The following is a 15,253-nucleotide window of genomic DNA, read 5'->3' as shown; positions in this document are numbered from 1 at the left end:
ACCACCCGAGGATGGCAAGCCTTCAGGATAACCACAGGTTCCGACATCCCATTCCCGCTTCGGGGAACGGATGTCGGCGACGAAGCGACCCGAGGGTCAGCTGTCGGAGCGCTCGGGCTCCGCGTCGTCCCACTTCTCTGAGCCGATCGCATCGGTCGGCTCGGCCTCGGGCTCGCGCTCCTCGAGGTTCTTCGGGAGAGGGTTCACGATCTCCTCGTGCGGGATGGCCTGGAGGGCGTCGATCTCTTCGCGGAGCTCCGCGAGGTCGCTGCCGTCGTGCTCGGGGAGGTCGGGGGTCGAGGTCATGGCACGAGCCTAGCGTCGGCGGCGCTGGTTAGGCTGGCCACGTGAGCATGCGCGGCGGTGGGGGCGGGGGCGGACACCCCGGCTTCCGCCCGGTCGACACCGAGGCCCAGCGGCGCGCGAACGCCGAGGCGCCCCAGATCCCGAACCTCGGGCGGCGGGTGGTCGCCCTCTTCCGTCCATACAAATGGTCGATCGCCATCACCGGTGTGCTCGTCGTCGCGGGCGCCGGCATCGCGGTCATACCCCCGCTGCTCGTGCAGCGGGTGTTCGATGACGCGCTGTTCCCGGTCGACGGGTCGCCGCCCGACCTCTCACTGTTGTGGAAGCTCGTGCTCGCGATGATCGCGCTCTTCCTGCTGTCCGCAGTCGTCGGCGTCGTGCAGACGTGGCTCACCTCCACCGTCGGCAACCGCGTCACCGGCGACCTCCGGGTGAAGCTGTTCGACCACCTGCAGTCGATGGAGCTCGGCTTCTTCACGCGCACCAAGACCGGCGTCATCCAATCGCGCCTCCAGAACGACGTGGGCGGCGTCTCGGGGGTGCTCACGAACACCGTGACGAGCATCCTCGGCAACACCGTCACGGTCGTCGCCTCCCTCGTCGCGATGATCCTCATCGACTGGCGGCTCACGATCATCGCCGTCGTGCTCATGCCGTTCCTCATCCTGGTGCAGCGCCGCGTCGGCCAGGTGCGGGCGCGCATCGCGGGCGAGACGCAGGAGTCGCTGTCGGAGCTGACCGCCATCACACAGGAGACCCTGAGCGTCTCGGGCATCCTGCTGTCGAAGTCGTTCAACCGCCAGCGCACCGAGTCGACGCGCTACGCCGACGAGAACGTCAACCAGGTGCGGCTGCAGGTGCGGCGCGCGATGAGCGGCCAGGGCTTCTTCGCCGTCGTCCAGGTCATCATGGCGAGCGTCCCCGCGATCATCTACCTGGTGTCGGGCTATCTCATCGGCGGCGGCACCGACGCGATCACGGCGGGCACCATCGTCGCGTTCACCACGGTGCAGGCGCGACTGCTCATGCCCCTCATGGGGCTCATGCGCGTCTCGCTCGACCTGCAGACCTCGTCGGCGCTGTTCGCCCGCATCTTCGAGTACCTCGATCTCGTGCCGGCCATCCGCGACGCCCCCGACGCGGTCGACGTCGCCGACGCCCCCGGCCCGCTCGGGCGCATCGAGTTCCGCGAGGTGGAGTTCCGCTATCCGGATGCCGCGCCCGACACCCGCGCGACGCTGCAGGGCGTGTCGTTCACGGCCGAGCCCGGTCAGCACGTCGCGTTCGTCGGGCCTTCCGGCGCGGGCAAGACGACCGTGCTGTACCTGACGCCACGGCTGTACGAGGCATCCGGCGGCTCCGTCCTGTTCGCCGGTGAGGACGTGCGGCGCCTCACGCAGGAGTCGATCATCGACAACGTGGGCATCGTCTCGCAGGAGACCTACCTGTTCCACGCCACGATCCGCGAGAACCTGCGATACGCGAAGCCGGACGCGACGGATGCCGAGGTCGAGGCGGCGTGCCGAGCCGCGAACATTCATCACGTGATCGAGCGTTTCGAGAAGGGCTACGACACCGTCGTCGGCGAGCGCGGCTATCGACTCTCGGGCGGGGAGAAGCAGCGGATCGCCATCGCGCGTGTGCTCCTGAAGGACCCGCCCGTGCTGCTCCTCGACGAGGCGACGTCGGCCCTTGACACCGTGTCGGAGCGCGTCGTGCAGGAGGCGCTGGATGCGGCGGCGCGAGGCCGCACGACCCTGTCGATCGCGCACCGCCTGTCGACGGTGATCGCGGCCGACGTGATCCACGTCGTCGAGGCCGGGCGCATCGTCGAGTCCGGGACGCACGCCTCGCTGCTCGCGGAGGGCGGGCTCTATGCCGAACTCGCGGCTCAGCAGCTCGCGACGACGAGGATCCTCGAGGCGGAGGACGCCGAGGCGCCCGCCGACCACCCCGAGCGGCGCGCCGACAGCCCGCCCGACGCGCCCGTCTTCACCTCGGAAGAGGTGATGGCTGCCGGTCGCGGCAGCGTCGGTGACCCGGAGTGGCGCGAGGACTGAGCTCCCGCACGGCAGGCGGGGGTGGCGTCGTCACCAGAGCCGCGCGGCGGCCAGCGCCGTCGCGGCCGGCTCCGACAGCGCGACACCGTCCGCGCGCGATCCCAGCTTCCGTGCGAACGCGCCGAGCGCCTGACGGTAGGCGTCGTCGACGTGATCGCGGGCGAGGCCGACGAGGGGCGGCAGGTCCATCGCGAGGATGAGTCGGACACGGGATGCCGCGGCCCGCGGCTGGCCCGCAGCATCCAGCACCGCGATGCCTCCGGCGAGCGCCTCGAGGTAGTCGCGGAGCACGGGGAGCTCGCCCTTGTGCTGAGTGATGGAGGAGCCGTCGGCCCGCTCGCGCCACTCGACGACGACGTCGGGGATGACGTCGAACGCGCGGGCGCGCGTGTACATCTGCTGCGCGACGATCTGGTCCTCGTAGGCCTTGCCCTCGGGGAAGCGCAGACCGGTGCGCCGCCACAGATCGGTCCGGCTCACCTTCGACCACGCGACGATGTTGCCGGATGCCTCGGGGTGCTGGTCGAGGGTGACGCCGACGCGTGCGGGATCCGTCGCCGCAGCGACCCAGGGCTGCACGCTGCCGGCCTCGTACCCGCCGGCGCTGTCGGGGCGCAGGCGCACATAGGCGCCGAGTGCGAAGTCGCTGCCGCTGCCGGCGACCGTGCCGACGAGCCGCTCGAGCGCCGTGGGCGTGAGGCGGTCGTCGGCGTCGAGGAACCCCACGAACGGGGTGCGGACGAGGTCGAGCGCGGAGTTGCGCGCGGCGCCGAGCCCGCTCTGCGCGCGATGGTGGACGACCTGGAACCGGTCGTCGGCCGCGGCGGCGGCGTCGAACAGCGCACCCGTCTCATCGCTCGATGCGTCGTCGACGAGGATCGCGACCCAGTCTTCGCGTGTCTGCGCACGGAGGGAGTCGAGCGCCTCGGCAGCATAGAGAGCCACGTCGTAGCCCGGGACGATGACGGTCACGGCGGGGGTCACGTCCCGATCCTACGGGCGCCCAGGAGGGCCGGGCGCCGCCGGGCGCGGGTATGACGCCTGACTGCAGAATCGGATCCGCAGGAACGGATCGCCGCGCCGACACACCGAAAGCGGCGCTGCGGTTCACGGCGTGTCGTGTCCGCGTCCGCAGGTGCGGATCCGATTCTGTGTCAGTGCGGCGAACCGCTGACGGCGGCGACGGATGCCTCGACCGCGTCGGCGACGGCATCCAGCGGCGCGTTCAGCCAGCGCGGGAAGGTGAAGCGCACCGCGGTCTGCGCGACCTCCGGGGCGATGCCCATCGCCAGCAGCACGTGGGAGGGCTCGTCGCTGCCCGCCGCGCACGCCGAGCCGCTCGACGACACGACTCCGCGGCGCTCGAGCTCGAGCAGCACGGCCTCGCCGCTCGTCCCGGCGAAGGTGAAGCTCGCCGTGCCCGCCAGCCGGTGCACCGGGTCGCCCGTGAGACGCGCCGACGGGATCCGTTGAAGCACGCGGGCGATGAAGCGATCGCGGATGGCCGACACGCGAGCGGACGCCTCGACCCGTTCGGCTTCGGCGAGCTCCAGCGCGGTCGCGAAACCCACGGCGCCGGCGACATCCTCGGTGCCGCTGCGACGGCCGCGCTCCTGACCGCCGCCGTGCATGAGGGGCTCCAGCGGGATCCTGCCGCGGACGCCCAGCGCGCCCGTGCCCTTCGGCGCGCCGAGCTTGTGTCCGGCGAGCGAGATCGCGTCGTACCCGAGCTCGTCGGCCGACAGCGTGAGCCAGCCCGCCGCCTGGACGCCGTCCAGGTGCAGCGGGACGCGCCGCTCCCGGGCGACGGCGGCCAGGCCCGCGGCATCCTGCACGGTCCCCACCTCGTTGTTGGCGTACCCGATGCTCACCAGCACCGTGTCGTCGCGGAGGCTCTCTGCGACGGCATCCGTCGACACGCGCGCGTGGTCGTCGACGGGCACGCGCGTCGCCGTGACGCCGTGTACGCGCTCGAGATAGTCGACCGACTCGAGCACCGACTCGTGCTCGATCGGCGTGGTGACGACGTGCGCGCGACGGTCGTCGCGACGCTGGGCCGCGGCGATCGCGATGCCCTTGATCGCGAGGTTGTTCGCCTCCGTACCGCCGGACGTGAAGACCACGTCACCGGCACGGAGGCCGAGCACCCTCGCCACGCGCGCCCGGGCGTCTGCCAGGGCGTCGGCCGCCGCCTCGCCCACGGTGTGGTGGCTCGACGCGTTGCCGTACCAGCGGGTCAGGTACGGCATCATCGCCTCGAGCACCTCGGGGCGCACCGGCGTGGTCGCGGCGTTGTCGAGGTACAGCATGCTCATCGGATGCTCCGGGTGGGATCAGGCGGCGTCGATGCGCACGTCGAGCCCGAGATCGAGGGCGCGCGCAGAGTGGGTGAGCGCGCCGACCGAGATGACGTCGACGCCGGTCTCGGCGATCGCGCGCACGGTTTCCAGCGACACCCCGCCGGATGCCTCGACCGTCGCCCTGCCCGCGACCTGGGCGACGCCCGTGCGGAGGTCGTCGAGGGAGAAGTTGTCGAGCATGATCGTGCCGATGCCGGCGGCGAGCACGGGTTCGATCTGCTCGAGCCGGTCGACCTCGACCTCGATGTGGGTCGTGTGGGGGAGGAGGTCCTTCGCGGCGAGCAGGGCGGCTGTCGGCGAGACACCCTTCTGCGCGAGGACCGCGAGGTGGTTGTCCTTCGCCATGACCGCGTCCGACAGGGAGTGGCGGTGGTTGCGTCCCCCGCCGTCGCGCACCGCCTTGCGCTCGAACGCGCGGAGCCCCGGCGTCGTCTTGCGCGTGTCGGCGATCCGCGTGCCGGTGTGCGCGACCTCGGCCACATAGGTCCCGGTGAGGGTCGCGATGCCCGACATCCGCTGCACGAAGTTGAGGCCGATCCGCTCGGCCGTGAGCACCCCGCGCGCCGGACCGGTGACGACCGCCAGCACGGCGCCGGGTTCGAACCACTCGCCGTCCTCCACGACGAGCTCGACGTCGATCGACGGGTCGGTGAGCCGGAATGCCGCCTCGAACACCTCGCCACCCGAGAACACGCCGCGTTCGCGCGCGACGAGATCGGCGCGGGCGACCGCGTTCTCGGGGATCAGCGCTTCGCTGGTGAGATCGCCCCACGGCGCGTCCTCTTCGAGGGCGGCGGCGACGGCACGGTCGATCACGGCGCGGCTCAGCATGCGACGGGCTCCTTCGAGAGGCGCGTGGAGGGGGAGTGCGGGTCGGCGCTCGCGCCGCGAACCGCCGCGAGGTGTGCGGGAGCCTCGGCGGGCGTGCCGTCGGAGCGGAAGTGCGCGCCGACCGATTCCCGGCGCGCGCGGGCGGCGGCGACGAGGTGCTCGGCGACGAGCAGCAGGTTCTCGTCCTCGAAGTCGTGCTCGGTGACCGGGGTGCGCTGCTGCGCGCGCCAGGTCGAGATGACGGATGCCGCGTGCCCGAGGCCTCCTTCATCCCGCACGAGTCCGGCATCGTCCCAGAGCAGCTCCTGCAGCGCCGGCCGCGAGAACGCCGGCGCCTCGACGCGCCCGTCCCCGTGTTCCGCAGTCGCGAAGTGCGAGTCGGTCGCCTCCACCACTGCATTTCGTGACTGCGGAGCAGGACGAGTGAGAGGGTCGGACGGCCAGGAATCGGATGCCGCGTCGTCGGCGATGACGTCACCCGCACGTGCGCCGAACACGGCGCCCTCCAGCAGCGAGTTCGACGCCAAGCGGTTCGCGCCGTGCACTCCGGTGCGCGCGACCTCGCCCACGGCGTAGAGGCCGGGCAGGGTGGTGCGGCCGCACAGATCGGTGCGGACGCCGCCCATCAGGTAGTGCGCGGCCGGCGTCACCGGGATCGGCTCGCGCGCCCAGTCGAGACCCCGCTCGCGCACCGCGCGGTCGATGGTGGGGAAACGGCGTGCGAGGAAGGCCGCGCGCTCGCCGGCGTCCTCGGAGTGGATGTGCGTCGCGTCCAGGAACACGGGGCGGCCGCTCTGCGTCTCCATCTGCCGTGCGATCGCGCGCGCGACGACGTCGCGGGGGGCCAGTTCGCCATCGGGGTGCGCGTCGAACGCGAACCGGCGGCCGTGCTCGTCGACGAGGGTAGCGCCCTCGCCGCGCACGGCCTCCGATACCAGGAACGAGTCACGCGCCGCCGGCCCGGCGGCGTCAGCCCTGCCTTCCAGCACCGTCGGGTGGAACTGGAAGAACTCGAGGTCGGCGACCTCCGCGCCGGCACGGATGGCTGCGGCGATCCCGTCTCCGGTGGCCACCTCGGGGTTGGTGGAGTGCGCGTACAGCTCGCCGGCGCCGCCCGTGGCGAGCACGACCGCGTCGGCCTCGATGGTCTCGCGGCGGCCGGAGGCAGCATCCGTCTCTCCGACGATGAGCTCGACGCCGCTGACGCGACCGTCCGTCACGACGAGGTCGACGAGGAATGCGTGCTCGACCACCGCGACGTCGCTGGCGCGGAGCCGTGCGACGAGCGCCTTCTCGATGGCCGTGCCGGTGGCGTCGCCGCCGGCGTGGAGGATGCGCGGGTAGGAGTGCGCGGCCTCGAGCCCCTTCACGAAACCGCCGCTGTCGTCGCGGTCGAACGCGACGCCGAGCGCGATGAGCTCACGGATCCGCGCGGGGCCCTCGTCGACGAGCACGCGCACCGCGGCCGGATCGCTGAGACCGGCGCCCGCGACCAGCGTGTCGCGCACGTGGTCGTCGGCGCGGTCGTCGTCGAACATCACACCCGCGATCCCGCCCTGCGCGAAGCGGGTGTTGGCGTGCTCGAGCACGTCCTTCGTCACGAGCGTGACGCGGCAGCCGTGCTCGACGGCGTGCAGGGCGGTGAGGAGGCCCGCGATGCCCGAGCCGACCACGATGGCGCTGGGCGCGCCTTCGGTTCCGTGCGCCGTCATGAGGCGTTCTTCCACGCGGCCGCGGGTGCTGCCGGGGGCTTGGCCGCCAGCATCCGCTCCAGCGCCACCCGTGCCGGATCCGCGACGGAAGCCGGCACAGTGATGCGGTTGCGCACCTCACCCGCGACGAGCCCCTCGAGCACCCACGCGAGGTAGCCGGGGTGGATGCGGTACATCGTCGAGCAGGGGCACACGACCGGGTCGAGACAGAAGATCGTGTGCTGCGGGTGGTCGGCGGCCAGGCGCTGCACGAGGTTGACCTCGGTGCCGATCGCGAACGTCGTCGGCTCGGTCGCGGCCTCGATCGCCTTGCGGATGTAATCCGTCGAGCCGGCCTCGTCGGCGGCGTCCACGACCTCCATCGGGCACTCGGGGTGGACGATGACGCGCACACCGGGGTGCTCGGCGCGGGCCTTGTCGATCTGGTCGACCGAGAAGCGGCGGTGCACCGAGCAGAAGCCGTGCCAGAGGATGACGCGGGCATCGGCGAGCTTGTCTGCGGATGCTCCGCCCAGCGGCTTGCGCGGATTCCACATCGGCATCTGCTCGAGCGGCACGCCCATCGCCTTGGCGGTGTTGCGGCCGAGGTGCTGGTCGGGGAAGAACAGCACGCGGCGCCCCCGCTGGAACGCCCACTCGAGCACCGTCCGCGCGTTCGACGACGTGCACACGATGCCGCCGTGGCGTCCGACGAAGCCCTTGATGGCGGCCGAGGAGTTCATGTACGTGACGGGGATGACGGGCACGAGGCCGTCGGCATCCGTCGCGTCCATGTCGCCGTAGACCTCGGCGAGCTGCTCCCAGCACTCCTCGACCTGATCGATGTCGGCCATGTCGGCCATCGAGCAGCCGGCGGCGAGGTTCGGGAGGATCACGGCCTGCTCGGGACGCGACAGCAGATCGGCGGTCTCGGCCATGAAGTGGACGCCGCAGAACACGATGGCCTCGGCGTCGGGGTGCTCCAGCGCCGCGTTCGCGAGCTGGAACGAGTCGCCCACGTAGTCGGCGTGGACCACGACCTCTTCGCGCTGGTAGAAGTGCCCGAGCACGACGACGCGATCGCCGAGAGTCGCCTTCGCGGCGCGGATGCGCTCGTCGAGCTCGGCCTCGGACGCCTCGCGGTACTCGCGGGGAAGCTCGCCCTGGCGCGGCGACCCGGTGGGGATGACGTCGCCCATCGACGAGCCGGGGCCGTAGCCGGGGCGCGTGTCGAAGTCCCAGGGCCCGGCGGCGAGATCGGTGTTGCAGGTCTCGCCGACGACGGCGCCCGCGACGATCGCCTGGATGGCGTGGTCGACCGAGGCATCCAGTTCGGGGCGGGGCTGGAGGGTGATGTTCACGGCAGGCATGTCGGGTGCTCCGTTCGGGGGGATCAGTGGCGGGCGTCGAGCGGGCCGCGGTCGGCGAGCTCGACGTCCTGGTTGTAGCGGTAGAGCCGCGCGGGGCGGTGGCTTCCGGTGCGGAAGCGGTCGGTGGGGATGAGGGTGCCGGAGTTCTCGACCTGACGGCGGAAGTTCGCCGGATCGAGGCGCCGACCGAGGACCGCCTCGTAGACCTCGCGCAGGTCGGCGAGCGTGAACTCGTCGGCGAGGAGGCCATGGGCGATGCGGCTGTAGCCGACCTTGTTTCGCAGGCGCCAGAGCGCATAGTCGACGATCTCGTTGTGGTCGAACGCGAGCCGGGGGAGCTCGGCCGCGTCGAACCACTGGACGTTCTCGACGGTGTCGGTGATCTCGTCGGCGCGCAGGAGGGCCCAGTACACGATCGAGACGACGCGTGTCGGGGAGCGACCCACAGCGCCGAACGCGTACAGCTGCTCCAGGTAGCTGGGTGCGAGGCCGGTCGTCTCTGCGAGCGTGCGGGATGCCGCGGCATCCAGTCCCTCCGTGACGTCGAGCCATCCTCCGGGCAGTGCCCACTGGCCCTCGTGCGGATCGCGCGTGCGCCGCACCAGCGGGAGCACCACCTGCACGGCGTCGCTGCCGGGGAGGCGACGCAGCGTGAAGATCACGGTCGACACCGCGACCCGCGTCGCGTCGGACTCGGTCGCGGCGCCGGGGGGCAGGGGTTCGGATGCTGTTCTGGTCATGGTGACTCTAACTCTCAAGAGCGATCATAGTGTCACTCTGACCAGAAGCCAAACCCCCGCCGTAACACCCGCCGTACTGCACGTCCTCGCCCGAACCGTTGCCAAGACGTGACGTACACAGCTCATTCAGAGGATGCGGGCGCAGGGGAATGTTTGTTAGGTTTACGTTCAAACATTTGTTAAGACCCAGTACTTAATGAATGCACCGGGTGCCCGCGCACTCCTCCTCCCTGCAAAGCCGCACGAGAGAAAGAACCAACGATGATTCGAAACGCGAAGCGCCGAGCGGCGCTCATCGCCGTCGCCGGGGCCACGATCCTCGGTCTCGGCCTGTCGGGCTGCGCCAGTGGCGGCGGCAACGACAGCGGCGATTCCGAAGGACGCACGCTGCGGGTCTGGGCCGGAAGCCAGACTCCGATCGAGGCGAACTTCAACCCCTTCTCGCCGAGCGTGCTGCACGCCGCGCTCGGCCCGGTCTACGAGCCGCTGTTCTTCTACAACAAGACCGCCGACGACGCGCCCGAGCCCATGCTCGGCGAGAGCTTCGAGTACAACGAGGACGGCACCGTCATCACGGTGACGCTCAAGGACGGCGTCAAGTGGAACGACGGTGAGGACTTCACCGCCGAGGACGCCGCGTTCACGTTCAACTACGAGCCGAACCACCGTGACGGCCTCATCTCGGCCGAGGCGCCCGACGACACCACGCTCGTCCTGACGTACGAGACGCCGCAGTTCACGAACGAGTTCCAGATCCTCGGCACCACCTGGATGCTGCCCGAGCACATCTGGTCGGAGGTCGATGACTACACGACCTTCACCGACGAGGAGCCGGTGGGCACCGGCCCGTACGTCGTCGACAAGGTGACGGATGCGTCCTACACCGTCGTCGCGAACGAGAACTTCCGCGAGGAGGGGGTGCCGGCGATCAAAAAGGTGCAGTACATCGGCATCGACGCCAACCAGTCCGCGCAGGACCTGCTCACCGCGGGCGAACTCGACTGGACCGGCATGTTCGTGCCGAACCCCGACTCGGTGACCTCGAACGGCGTGATCAGCATGCTGAACACGCCGCAGGACCCGACCGTGCTCTACACCTGCTCGAACGCCGAGCTCGGCTGCACGGGCCCGCAGACCGACGTGGCGGTGCGCCAGGCGCTCAACGTCGCGATCGACCGCGGCACCATCAAGGAGAAGGCGTTCGTCGGCCTGACCGGCGACATCTCGCCGACCTTCGCCCTGCTGCCGCGCGACCAGAAGTGGGTCGCCGACCCTGCAAACGAGGTCAGCCCGCAGTCGCCCGACGCCGCGGCCGCCGGTGAGATCCTCGAGGCCGCCGGCTACACCAAGGGCGGCGACGGCTTCTACGGCAAGGACGGCGCCCCGATCGAGCTGAGCCTCATCTCGGTCGACGGGTGGACGGACTACAACGACGCGGCCAAGCTCATCAGCGAGCAGGCGGCGGAGGCAGGCCTCAAGGTCAACGCCTCGACGGTGCAGTGGCAGGAGTTCTCGGACGCACGTCAGACCGGGCAGTACCAGCTGATCATGGGCGGCGTCATCGGCACCTCGGTCGCCGACCCGTTCCAGATCTACAAGGACTGGTTCGCCGGTGAGTCGACCTCGCAGGTCGGTGAAGAGGTTCCCGCCGGCCGCTGGAACTTCAGCCGGTACGACAACCCCGTCGTGAACGAGGCCGTCGCCACGGCCGCCGCCACGAACGACGAGGCCGCCAAGCAGGAGGCGTACGCCGCCCTGCAGACCGAGATCGTGCGCGACCTGCCGTACATCCCGCTGGTGATCAACGCCACCCAGACGTTCTTCAACACGAAGGACTTCACGGGCTGGCCGACCGAGGACGACCTGTACGCGTTCCCGCCGGCCTGGGGCTCGGTGGCGTCCGGCTACGTCCTCCAGCACCTGGAGCCGGTGAAGTAATGCGCGACCGGGCAGAAGGCGCGGCACGGAGGAGCAGGCTGCGATGAAGTTCTATGCGCGGCGGATCGCGTTCTATGTGGTGACACTCTGGGCGACGATCTCCCTCAATTTCCTCCTGCCGAGGCTTCTGCCCGGCGACCCCGCCGACATCCTCCTCGCGAAGATGCAGCGCGCCGGCGGGGAACTCAGCGAGACCACGGTCCGCAACATCAAGACCCTCCTCGGCGGCGACACGTCGTCGATGTGGGACCAGTACGTCGCGTACTGGGGCCGGATGCTCCAGGGAGACCTGGGCGTCTCCATCACGAAGTATCCGGCCCCGGTGACGGATCTCATTGCCGCGGCCCTGCCATGGACGGTGATCCTGGTGGGTCTCGCCACCGTCATCTCCTTCGTCCTGGGCGTCGGCATCGGTGCCTGGGTGGGCTGGCGCCGGGGCACATGGGTCGACCACCTGGTGCCGTTCACGACGGTGCTGCAGTCCATTCCCTACTTCTGGCTCGCCCTCGTGCTCGTTGCGATCTTCTCCGTCGCGCTGGGCTGGTTCCCGATCTTCGGCGGCTACGACGTGTGGGCCTTCCCCGAGGGCCCGGAGTGGAGCTGGGCCTTCATCGGGAGCGCCGTGTACCACGGGTTCCTTCCCGCGCTCACGATCGTGCTGAGCTCGGTCGGCGGATGGCTCCTCGGCATGCGCAACATGATGGTGTCCACGGTCTCCGAGGACTACATCGTCACGGCCGAGGCCAAGGGTCTCAAGCCCGTGCGAATCCTGCGCACCTACGCGACCCGCAACGCCGCGATCCCGTCGATCGCCGGGTTCGGCATCTCGCTCGGATTCGTCGTGGCCGGCTCCATCGTCATGGAGCAGGTGTTCACCTATCCCGGCATCGGCAAGCTCATGATCCAGTCCGTGCAGAACAGCGACTACGCGCTGATGCAGGGTGTCTTCCTGGTGATCACGATCGCGGTGCTCGCGGCGAACTTCATCATGGACATCGTCTACGGATTCATCGACCCGAGGGCGCGCCACAATGTCTGAGAGGCTCGAAGTGACCGACACGTCGACCGATCTCGAGAGCGTCCCCGAGACGCTGTCGGACCGCACGATCGACCCCGCCCTCATCGCACCGGGCGCGATGATGTCGCCGCCCGTCGACGCCGACGTCGAGGCGGCGCGCGACGAGGCGCGCGCCGCGCGCCGCGGCTTCCGCCAGCTGCTGCCGAGGATGTCGCTGAAGCTCGCGCTCGGCCTCGCCATCGTCATCGGCATCACCCTCTTCGGCATCCTCGGGCCGCTGTTCTGCCAGGACCCGACCGACTCCGACAACCCGGCGCTGTCGCCGCCGAGCGCGGAGCACTGGCTCGGCACGACCAAGCTCGGCTACGACGTGCTCGCCCAGCTCGCCTGGGGCACGCGCGGCTCCCTCATGGTGGGCATCGTCGCCGGCCTCATCGCCCTGATCCTGTCGATCGTGTTCGGCATCCTCGCCGGCTACAAGGGCGGCTGGTGGGACGAGATCCTGTCGCTCTTCACGAACATCATGCTCGTCATCCCGGGTCTCCCGTTGGTGATGGTGATCGCCACCTACATCCCCGGGAGAAGTTGGATGCTGGTGGCCCTCGTCCTCGGAATCACGGGGTGGGCGGGGTCAGCGGTCGTTCTGAGAGCGCAGGCTCGCTCGCTGCGGTCGCGAGACTACGTGGCGGCCAGCCGGGTCGCGGGGGAGAAGACGGCGCGCATCATCCGCGTCGAGATCCTCCCGAACCTGCTGCCGCTGCTGGCGGCCCAGTTCCTCTTCGCGATCATCTTCGCGATCGTCGGCGAGGCGGGCCTCTCCTACCTCGGGCTCGGGCCGACCGGCTCGATCACCTGGGGCACGATGCTCAACGACGCGCAGACCGGCCAGGCGCTCGGCACCGGCGCCTGGTGGTGGTTCGTGCCGCCGGGCCTCATGATCGCGCTCCTCGGCGCGGGCCTGTCGCTCATCAACTTCTCGATCGACGAGATCATCAACCCGAAGCTGCGGCTCGCCCCCGAGAACGCCCGGCGCGTGCGCCAGGCCAAGCGCGCCGGCCGGGGTGTCGAGTCGGTCCACGTCCCGAACGGAGCCGAGGCATGAACGACGACGCCGTCCTCACCGTGCGCAACGTCTCGATCGAGTATGAGGTCGATCCGCCGGTCAAAGCAGTGCGCGACGTGTCGCTCACGCTCCACCGCGGCGAGATCCTGGGACTCGCCGGCGAGTCCGGGTGCGGCAAGTCGACCCTCGCGTACGGCATCGATCGGCTGCTCAAGCCGCCGGCGCTGATGACGGCGGGCGACGTCGTTTTCCACGACCGGTCGGGCGAAGACATCGACGTCGTCGGCCTCGCCGACGAGGAGCTGCGCCGGTTCCGGTGGGACAAGGTGTCGATGGTGTTCCAGGGCGCGATGAACTCGCTCAATCCGGTCATCAACGTCCGGGCGCAGCTGTTCGATGTGTTCACGACGCACCGGCCCGAGATGTCCAAGCGGCAGAAGCAGCAGCGCAGCGAAGAGCTCCTCGAGCTCGTGGGCGTCGACCCGAAGCGACTGACGAGCTTCCCGCACGAGCTGTCGGGAGGCATGCGACAGCGCGTCATGATCGCGATGGCACTCGCGCTCGACCCGCAGGTCATGATCATGGACGAGCCGACCACGGCCCTCGACGTCGTGGTGCAGCGCGGCATCATCCGCGAGATCATGCGCCTGCGCGAGAGGCTCGGGTTCGCCGTCATCTTCATCACGCACGACCTGCCCATGCTGATCGAGATCTCCGACCGCATCGCGGTGATGCTGCAGGGCGAGATCGTCGAGCTCGCCACCGCGACCGACATCTACCGCACGCCGCAGCACGAGTACACGAAGAAGCTGCTGTCGAGCTTCCCGAGCCTGCGCGGCGACCGGGGCGACTTCGTGCGCACCGGCCATCAGCCCATCTCGGCGACGCTGGGCGCGGCCTCAGCAGAAGGAGGGGCCGCATGAGCGCCCAGAACCCGGTCGCGGGGTCGCCGCGCACGCTCGAGGCACGGAACCTGGTGAAGGACTTCCGGCTGCGCAGCGGCCTGAAGTTCTCGACTCTCCACGCGGTGAAGGACGTGTCGTTCACGCTCGAAGCCGGGCGCACCATCGCGCTGGTGGGGGAGTCCGGGTCGGGTAAGTCGACGATCGCGAAGATGCTCGCCCGGCTCGAGACGCCCACGAGCGGGCAGATCCTGCTCGACGGCACACCCGCCGGCGGGCGCAGCCGCGACGTCGCCGCGTATCGCGGCGACGTGCAGATGGTCTTCCAGGACCCGTTCGCGTCGCTGAACCCGTTCCATTCGATCGAGCACCATCTGGAGCGTCCGCTGCGGATCCACAACCCGGGGATCGGCCGCGACGAGGTGCGTCAGCGCGTGCTCGAGCTCCTCGAGAGGGTGCGCCTCACGCCGAGCGACAAGATGGCCGAGCGTCGTCCGCACGAGCTGTCGGGCGGTCAGCGCCAGCGCGTGGCGATCGCGCGGGCCCTCGCGCCCGGCGCGCAGTTCATCATCGCCGACGAGCCGGTCTCGATGCTCGACGTGTCCATCCGCCTCGGCGTGCTCAACCTGCTCGCGCAACTGCAGCGCGAGGACCACCTCGGAGTGCTCTACATCACCCACGACCTCGCCACGGCCCGGCACTTCTCCGACGAGATCCTGGTGATGTACCGCGGCGACATCGTCGAGCGCGGACGCGCCGACGACGTGATCCTCGATCCGCAGCACGAGTACACCCGCACGCTGCTCGGCGCCGCGCCGGATCCCGAGAACCAGGGGATGCTGCGCGACGAGGTACGGAGGGAGCTCGCCGCCGAGCGCCGCTGACCCGCCTGTGCACGCAGGTCCTCCCGACACGCCCGGGCGGGCGATGGGGGTCCTCTCCCAGCCTCGATGCGTAGCCTGACGAGACGGGTC

At 70.1% G+C, this 15,253-nt stretch carries 13 protein-coding genes; 6 read left to right on the top strand and 7 right to left on the bottom strand.

The features are described from left to right. Nucleotides 1-96: 96 nt before the first annotated feature. On the bottom strand, nt 97-306 hold the full coding sequence (locus ASF40_RS08720; protein WP_056367954.1) for a hypothetical protein: 210 nt from the start codon (nt 304-306) through the stop codon (nt 97-99). Nucleotides 307-353: 47 nt separating this feature from the next. Here ASF40_RS08720 and ASF40_RS08715 point away from each other — a divergent pair, with 47 nt between their 5' ends. Beyond that, nucleotides 354-2,366: an ABC transporter ATP-binding protein gene (locus ASF40_RS08715; protein WP_056368385.1), complete on the top strand. Its 2,013-nt coding sequence runs from the start codon at nt 354-356 to the stop codon at nt 2,364-2,366. 30 nt (nt 2,367-2,396) lie between these two features. Here ASF40_RS08715 and ASF40_RS08710 read toward each other — a convergent pair whose 3' ends face one another. The 6 genes from ASF40_RS08710 to ASF40_RS08685 all read right to left on the bottom strand — a co-directional run bounded on the left by ASF40_RS08710 (nt 2,397) and on the right by ASF40_RS08685 (nt 9,358). Next, nucleotides 2,397-3,350: a glycosyltransferase family 2 protein gene (locus tag ASF40_RS08710; RefSeq protein WP_056367952.1), complete on the bottom strand. Its 954-nt coding sequence runs from the start codon at nt 3,348-3,350 to the stop codon at nt 2,397-2,399. Nucleotides 3,351-3,520: 170 nt separating this feature from the next. After that, on the bottom strand, nt 3,521-4,675 hold the full coding sequence (locus ASF40_RS08705; RefSeq protein ID WP_056368383.1) for a cysteine desulfurase family protein: 1,155 nt from the start codon (nt 4,673-4,675) through the stop codon (nt 3,521-3,523). 24 nt (nt 4,676-4,699) lie between these two features. Continuing rightward, entirely contained in the window at nt 4,700-5,557 is an 858-nt protein-coding gene (gene nadC / locus ASF40_RS08700) for a carboxylating nicotinate-nucleotide diphosphorylase (RefSeq protein WP_056367950.1), read from the bottom strand. Next, the gene (gene nadB, locus ASF40_RS08695) at nt 5,551-7,269 is read right to left on the bottom strand and encodes an L-aspartate oxidase (RefSeq protein WP_056367948.1); all 1,719 of its coding nucleotides are present in this window, start codon (nt 7,267-7,269) and stop codon (nt 5,551-5,553) included. The genes nadC and nadB overlap by 7 nt, the downstream gene beginning before the upstream one ends. Further along, nucleotides 7,266-8,618, bottom strand: coding sequence for a quinolinate synthase NadA (gene nadA, locus ASF40_RS08690; protein ID WP_056367946.1), 1,353 nt, complete (start codon nt 8,616-8,618; stop codon nt 7,266-7,268). The genes nadB and nadA overlap by 4 nt, the downstream gene beginning before the upstream one ends. 23 nt (nt 8,619-8,641) lie before the next feature. Continuing rightward, nucleotides 8,642-9,358, bottom strand: a complete 717-nt coding sequence (locus ASF40_RS08685) for an NUDIX hydrolase (protein ID WP_082496934.1) — start codon at nt 9,356-9,358, stop codon at nt 8,642-8,644. Between the two features lie 261 nt (nt 9,359-9,619). Here ASF40_RS08685 and ASF40_RS08680 point away from each other — a divergent pair, with 261 nt between their 5' ends. The 5 genes from ASF40_RS08680 (at nt 9,620) to ASF40_RS08660 (ending at nt 15,163) form a co-directional block, all read left to right on the top strand. Continuing rightward, nucleotides 9,620-11,296: an ABC transporter substrate-binding protein gene (locus tag ASF40_RS08680; RefSeq protein ID WP_056367944.1), complete on the top strand. Its 1,677-nt coding sequence runs from the start codon at nt 9,620-9,622 to the stop codon at nt 11,294-11,296. A gap of 43 nt (nt 11,297-11,339) precedes the next feature. Then, nucleotides 11,340-12,335: an ABC transporter permease gene (locus ASF40_RS08675; protein WP_056367942.1), complete on the top strand. Its 996-nt coding sequence runs from the start codon at nt 11,340-11,342 to the stop codon at nt 12,333-12,335. 97 nt (nt 12,336-12,432) lie between these two features. Beyond that, nucleotides 12,433-13,416, top strand: coding sequence for an ABC transporter permease (locus ASF40_RS08670; protein WP_082496964.1), 984 nt, complete (start codon nt 12,433-12,435; stop codon nt 13,414-13,416). Continuing rightward, the gene (locus tag ASF40_RS08665; protein ID WP_056367940.1) at nt 13,413-14,300 is read left to right on the top strand and encodes an ABC transporter ATP-binding protein; all 888 of its coding nucleotides are present in this window, start codon (nt 13,413-13,415) and stop codon (nt 14,298-14,300) included. The genes ASF40_RS08670 and ASF40_RS08665 overlap by 4 nt, the downstream gene beginning before the upstream one ends. Further along, the gene (locus tag ASF40_RS08660; RefSeq protein WP_056367939.1) at nt 14,297-15,163 is read left to right on the top strand and encodes an ABC transporter ATP-binding protein; all 867 of its coding nucleotides are present in this window, start codon (nt 14,297-14,299) and stop codon (nt 15,161-15,163) included. The genes ASF40_RS08665 and ASF40_RS08660 overlap by 4 nt, the downstream gene beginning before the upstream one ends. Nucleotides 15,164-15,253 lie beyond the last annotated feature (90 nt).

Origin of the sequence: Microbacterium sp. Leaf288 (genome assembly GCF_001422925.1) — a bacterium.
In the GTDB taxonomy this organism is placed as follows: Bacteria; Actinomycetota; Actinomycetes; order Actinomycetales; family Microbacteriaceae; genus Microbacterium.
Note: the sequence above shows the minus strand (reverse complement) of the source record. Positions and strands in the feature narration are given on the sequence as shown.

Coding starts and splice junctions, on each gene's coding strand:
- ASF40_RS08705 (WP_056368383.1), bottom strand. CDS start 4,675: ATGCTGTACCTCGACAACGCCGCGACCACGCCGGTGCGCCCCGAGGTG.
- ASF40_RS08680 (WP_056367944.1), top strand. CDS start 9,620: ATGATTCGAAACGCGAAGCGCCGAGCGGCGCTCATCGCCGTCGCCGGG.
- ASF40_RS08720 (WP_056367954.1), bottom strand. CDS start 306: ATGACCTCGACCCCCGACCTCCCCGAGCACGACGGCAGCGACCTCGCG.
- nadB (WP_056367948.1), bottom strand. CDS start 7,269: ATGACGGCGCACGGAACCGAAGGCGCGCCCAGCGCCATCGTGGTCGGC.
- ASF40_RS08685 (WP_082496934.1), bottom strand. CDS start 9,358: ATGACCAGAACAGCATCCGAACCCCTGCCCCCCGGCGCCGCGACCGAG.
- ASF40_RS08675 (WP_056367942.1), top strand. CDS start 11,340: ATGAAGTTCTATGCGCGGCGGATCGCGTTCTATGTGGTGACACTCTGG.
- ASF40_RS08715 (WP_056368385.1), top strand. CDS start 354: ATGCGCGGCGGTGGGGGCGGGGGCGGACACCCCGGCTTCCGCCCGGTC.
- ASF40_RS08670 (WP_082496964.1), top strand. CDS start 12,433: ATGATGTCGCCGCCCGTCGACGCCGACGTCGAGGCGGCGCGCGACGAG.
- nadA (WP_056367946.1), bottom strand. CDS start 8,618: ATGCCTGCCGTGAACATCACCCTCCAGCCCCGCCCCGAACTGGATGCC.
- ASF40_RS08665 (WP_056367940.1), top strand. CDS start 13,413: ATGAACGACGACGCCGTCCTCACCGTGCGCAACGTCTCGATCGAGTAT.
- nadC (WP_056367950.1), bottom strand. CDS start 5,557: ATGCTGAGCCGCGCCGTGATCGACCGTGCCGTCGCCGCCGCCCTCGAA.
- ASF40_RS08660 (WP_056367939.1), top strand. CDS start 14,297: ATGAGCGCCCAGAACCCGGTCGCGGGGTCGCCGCGCACGCTCGAGGCA.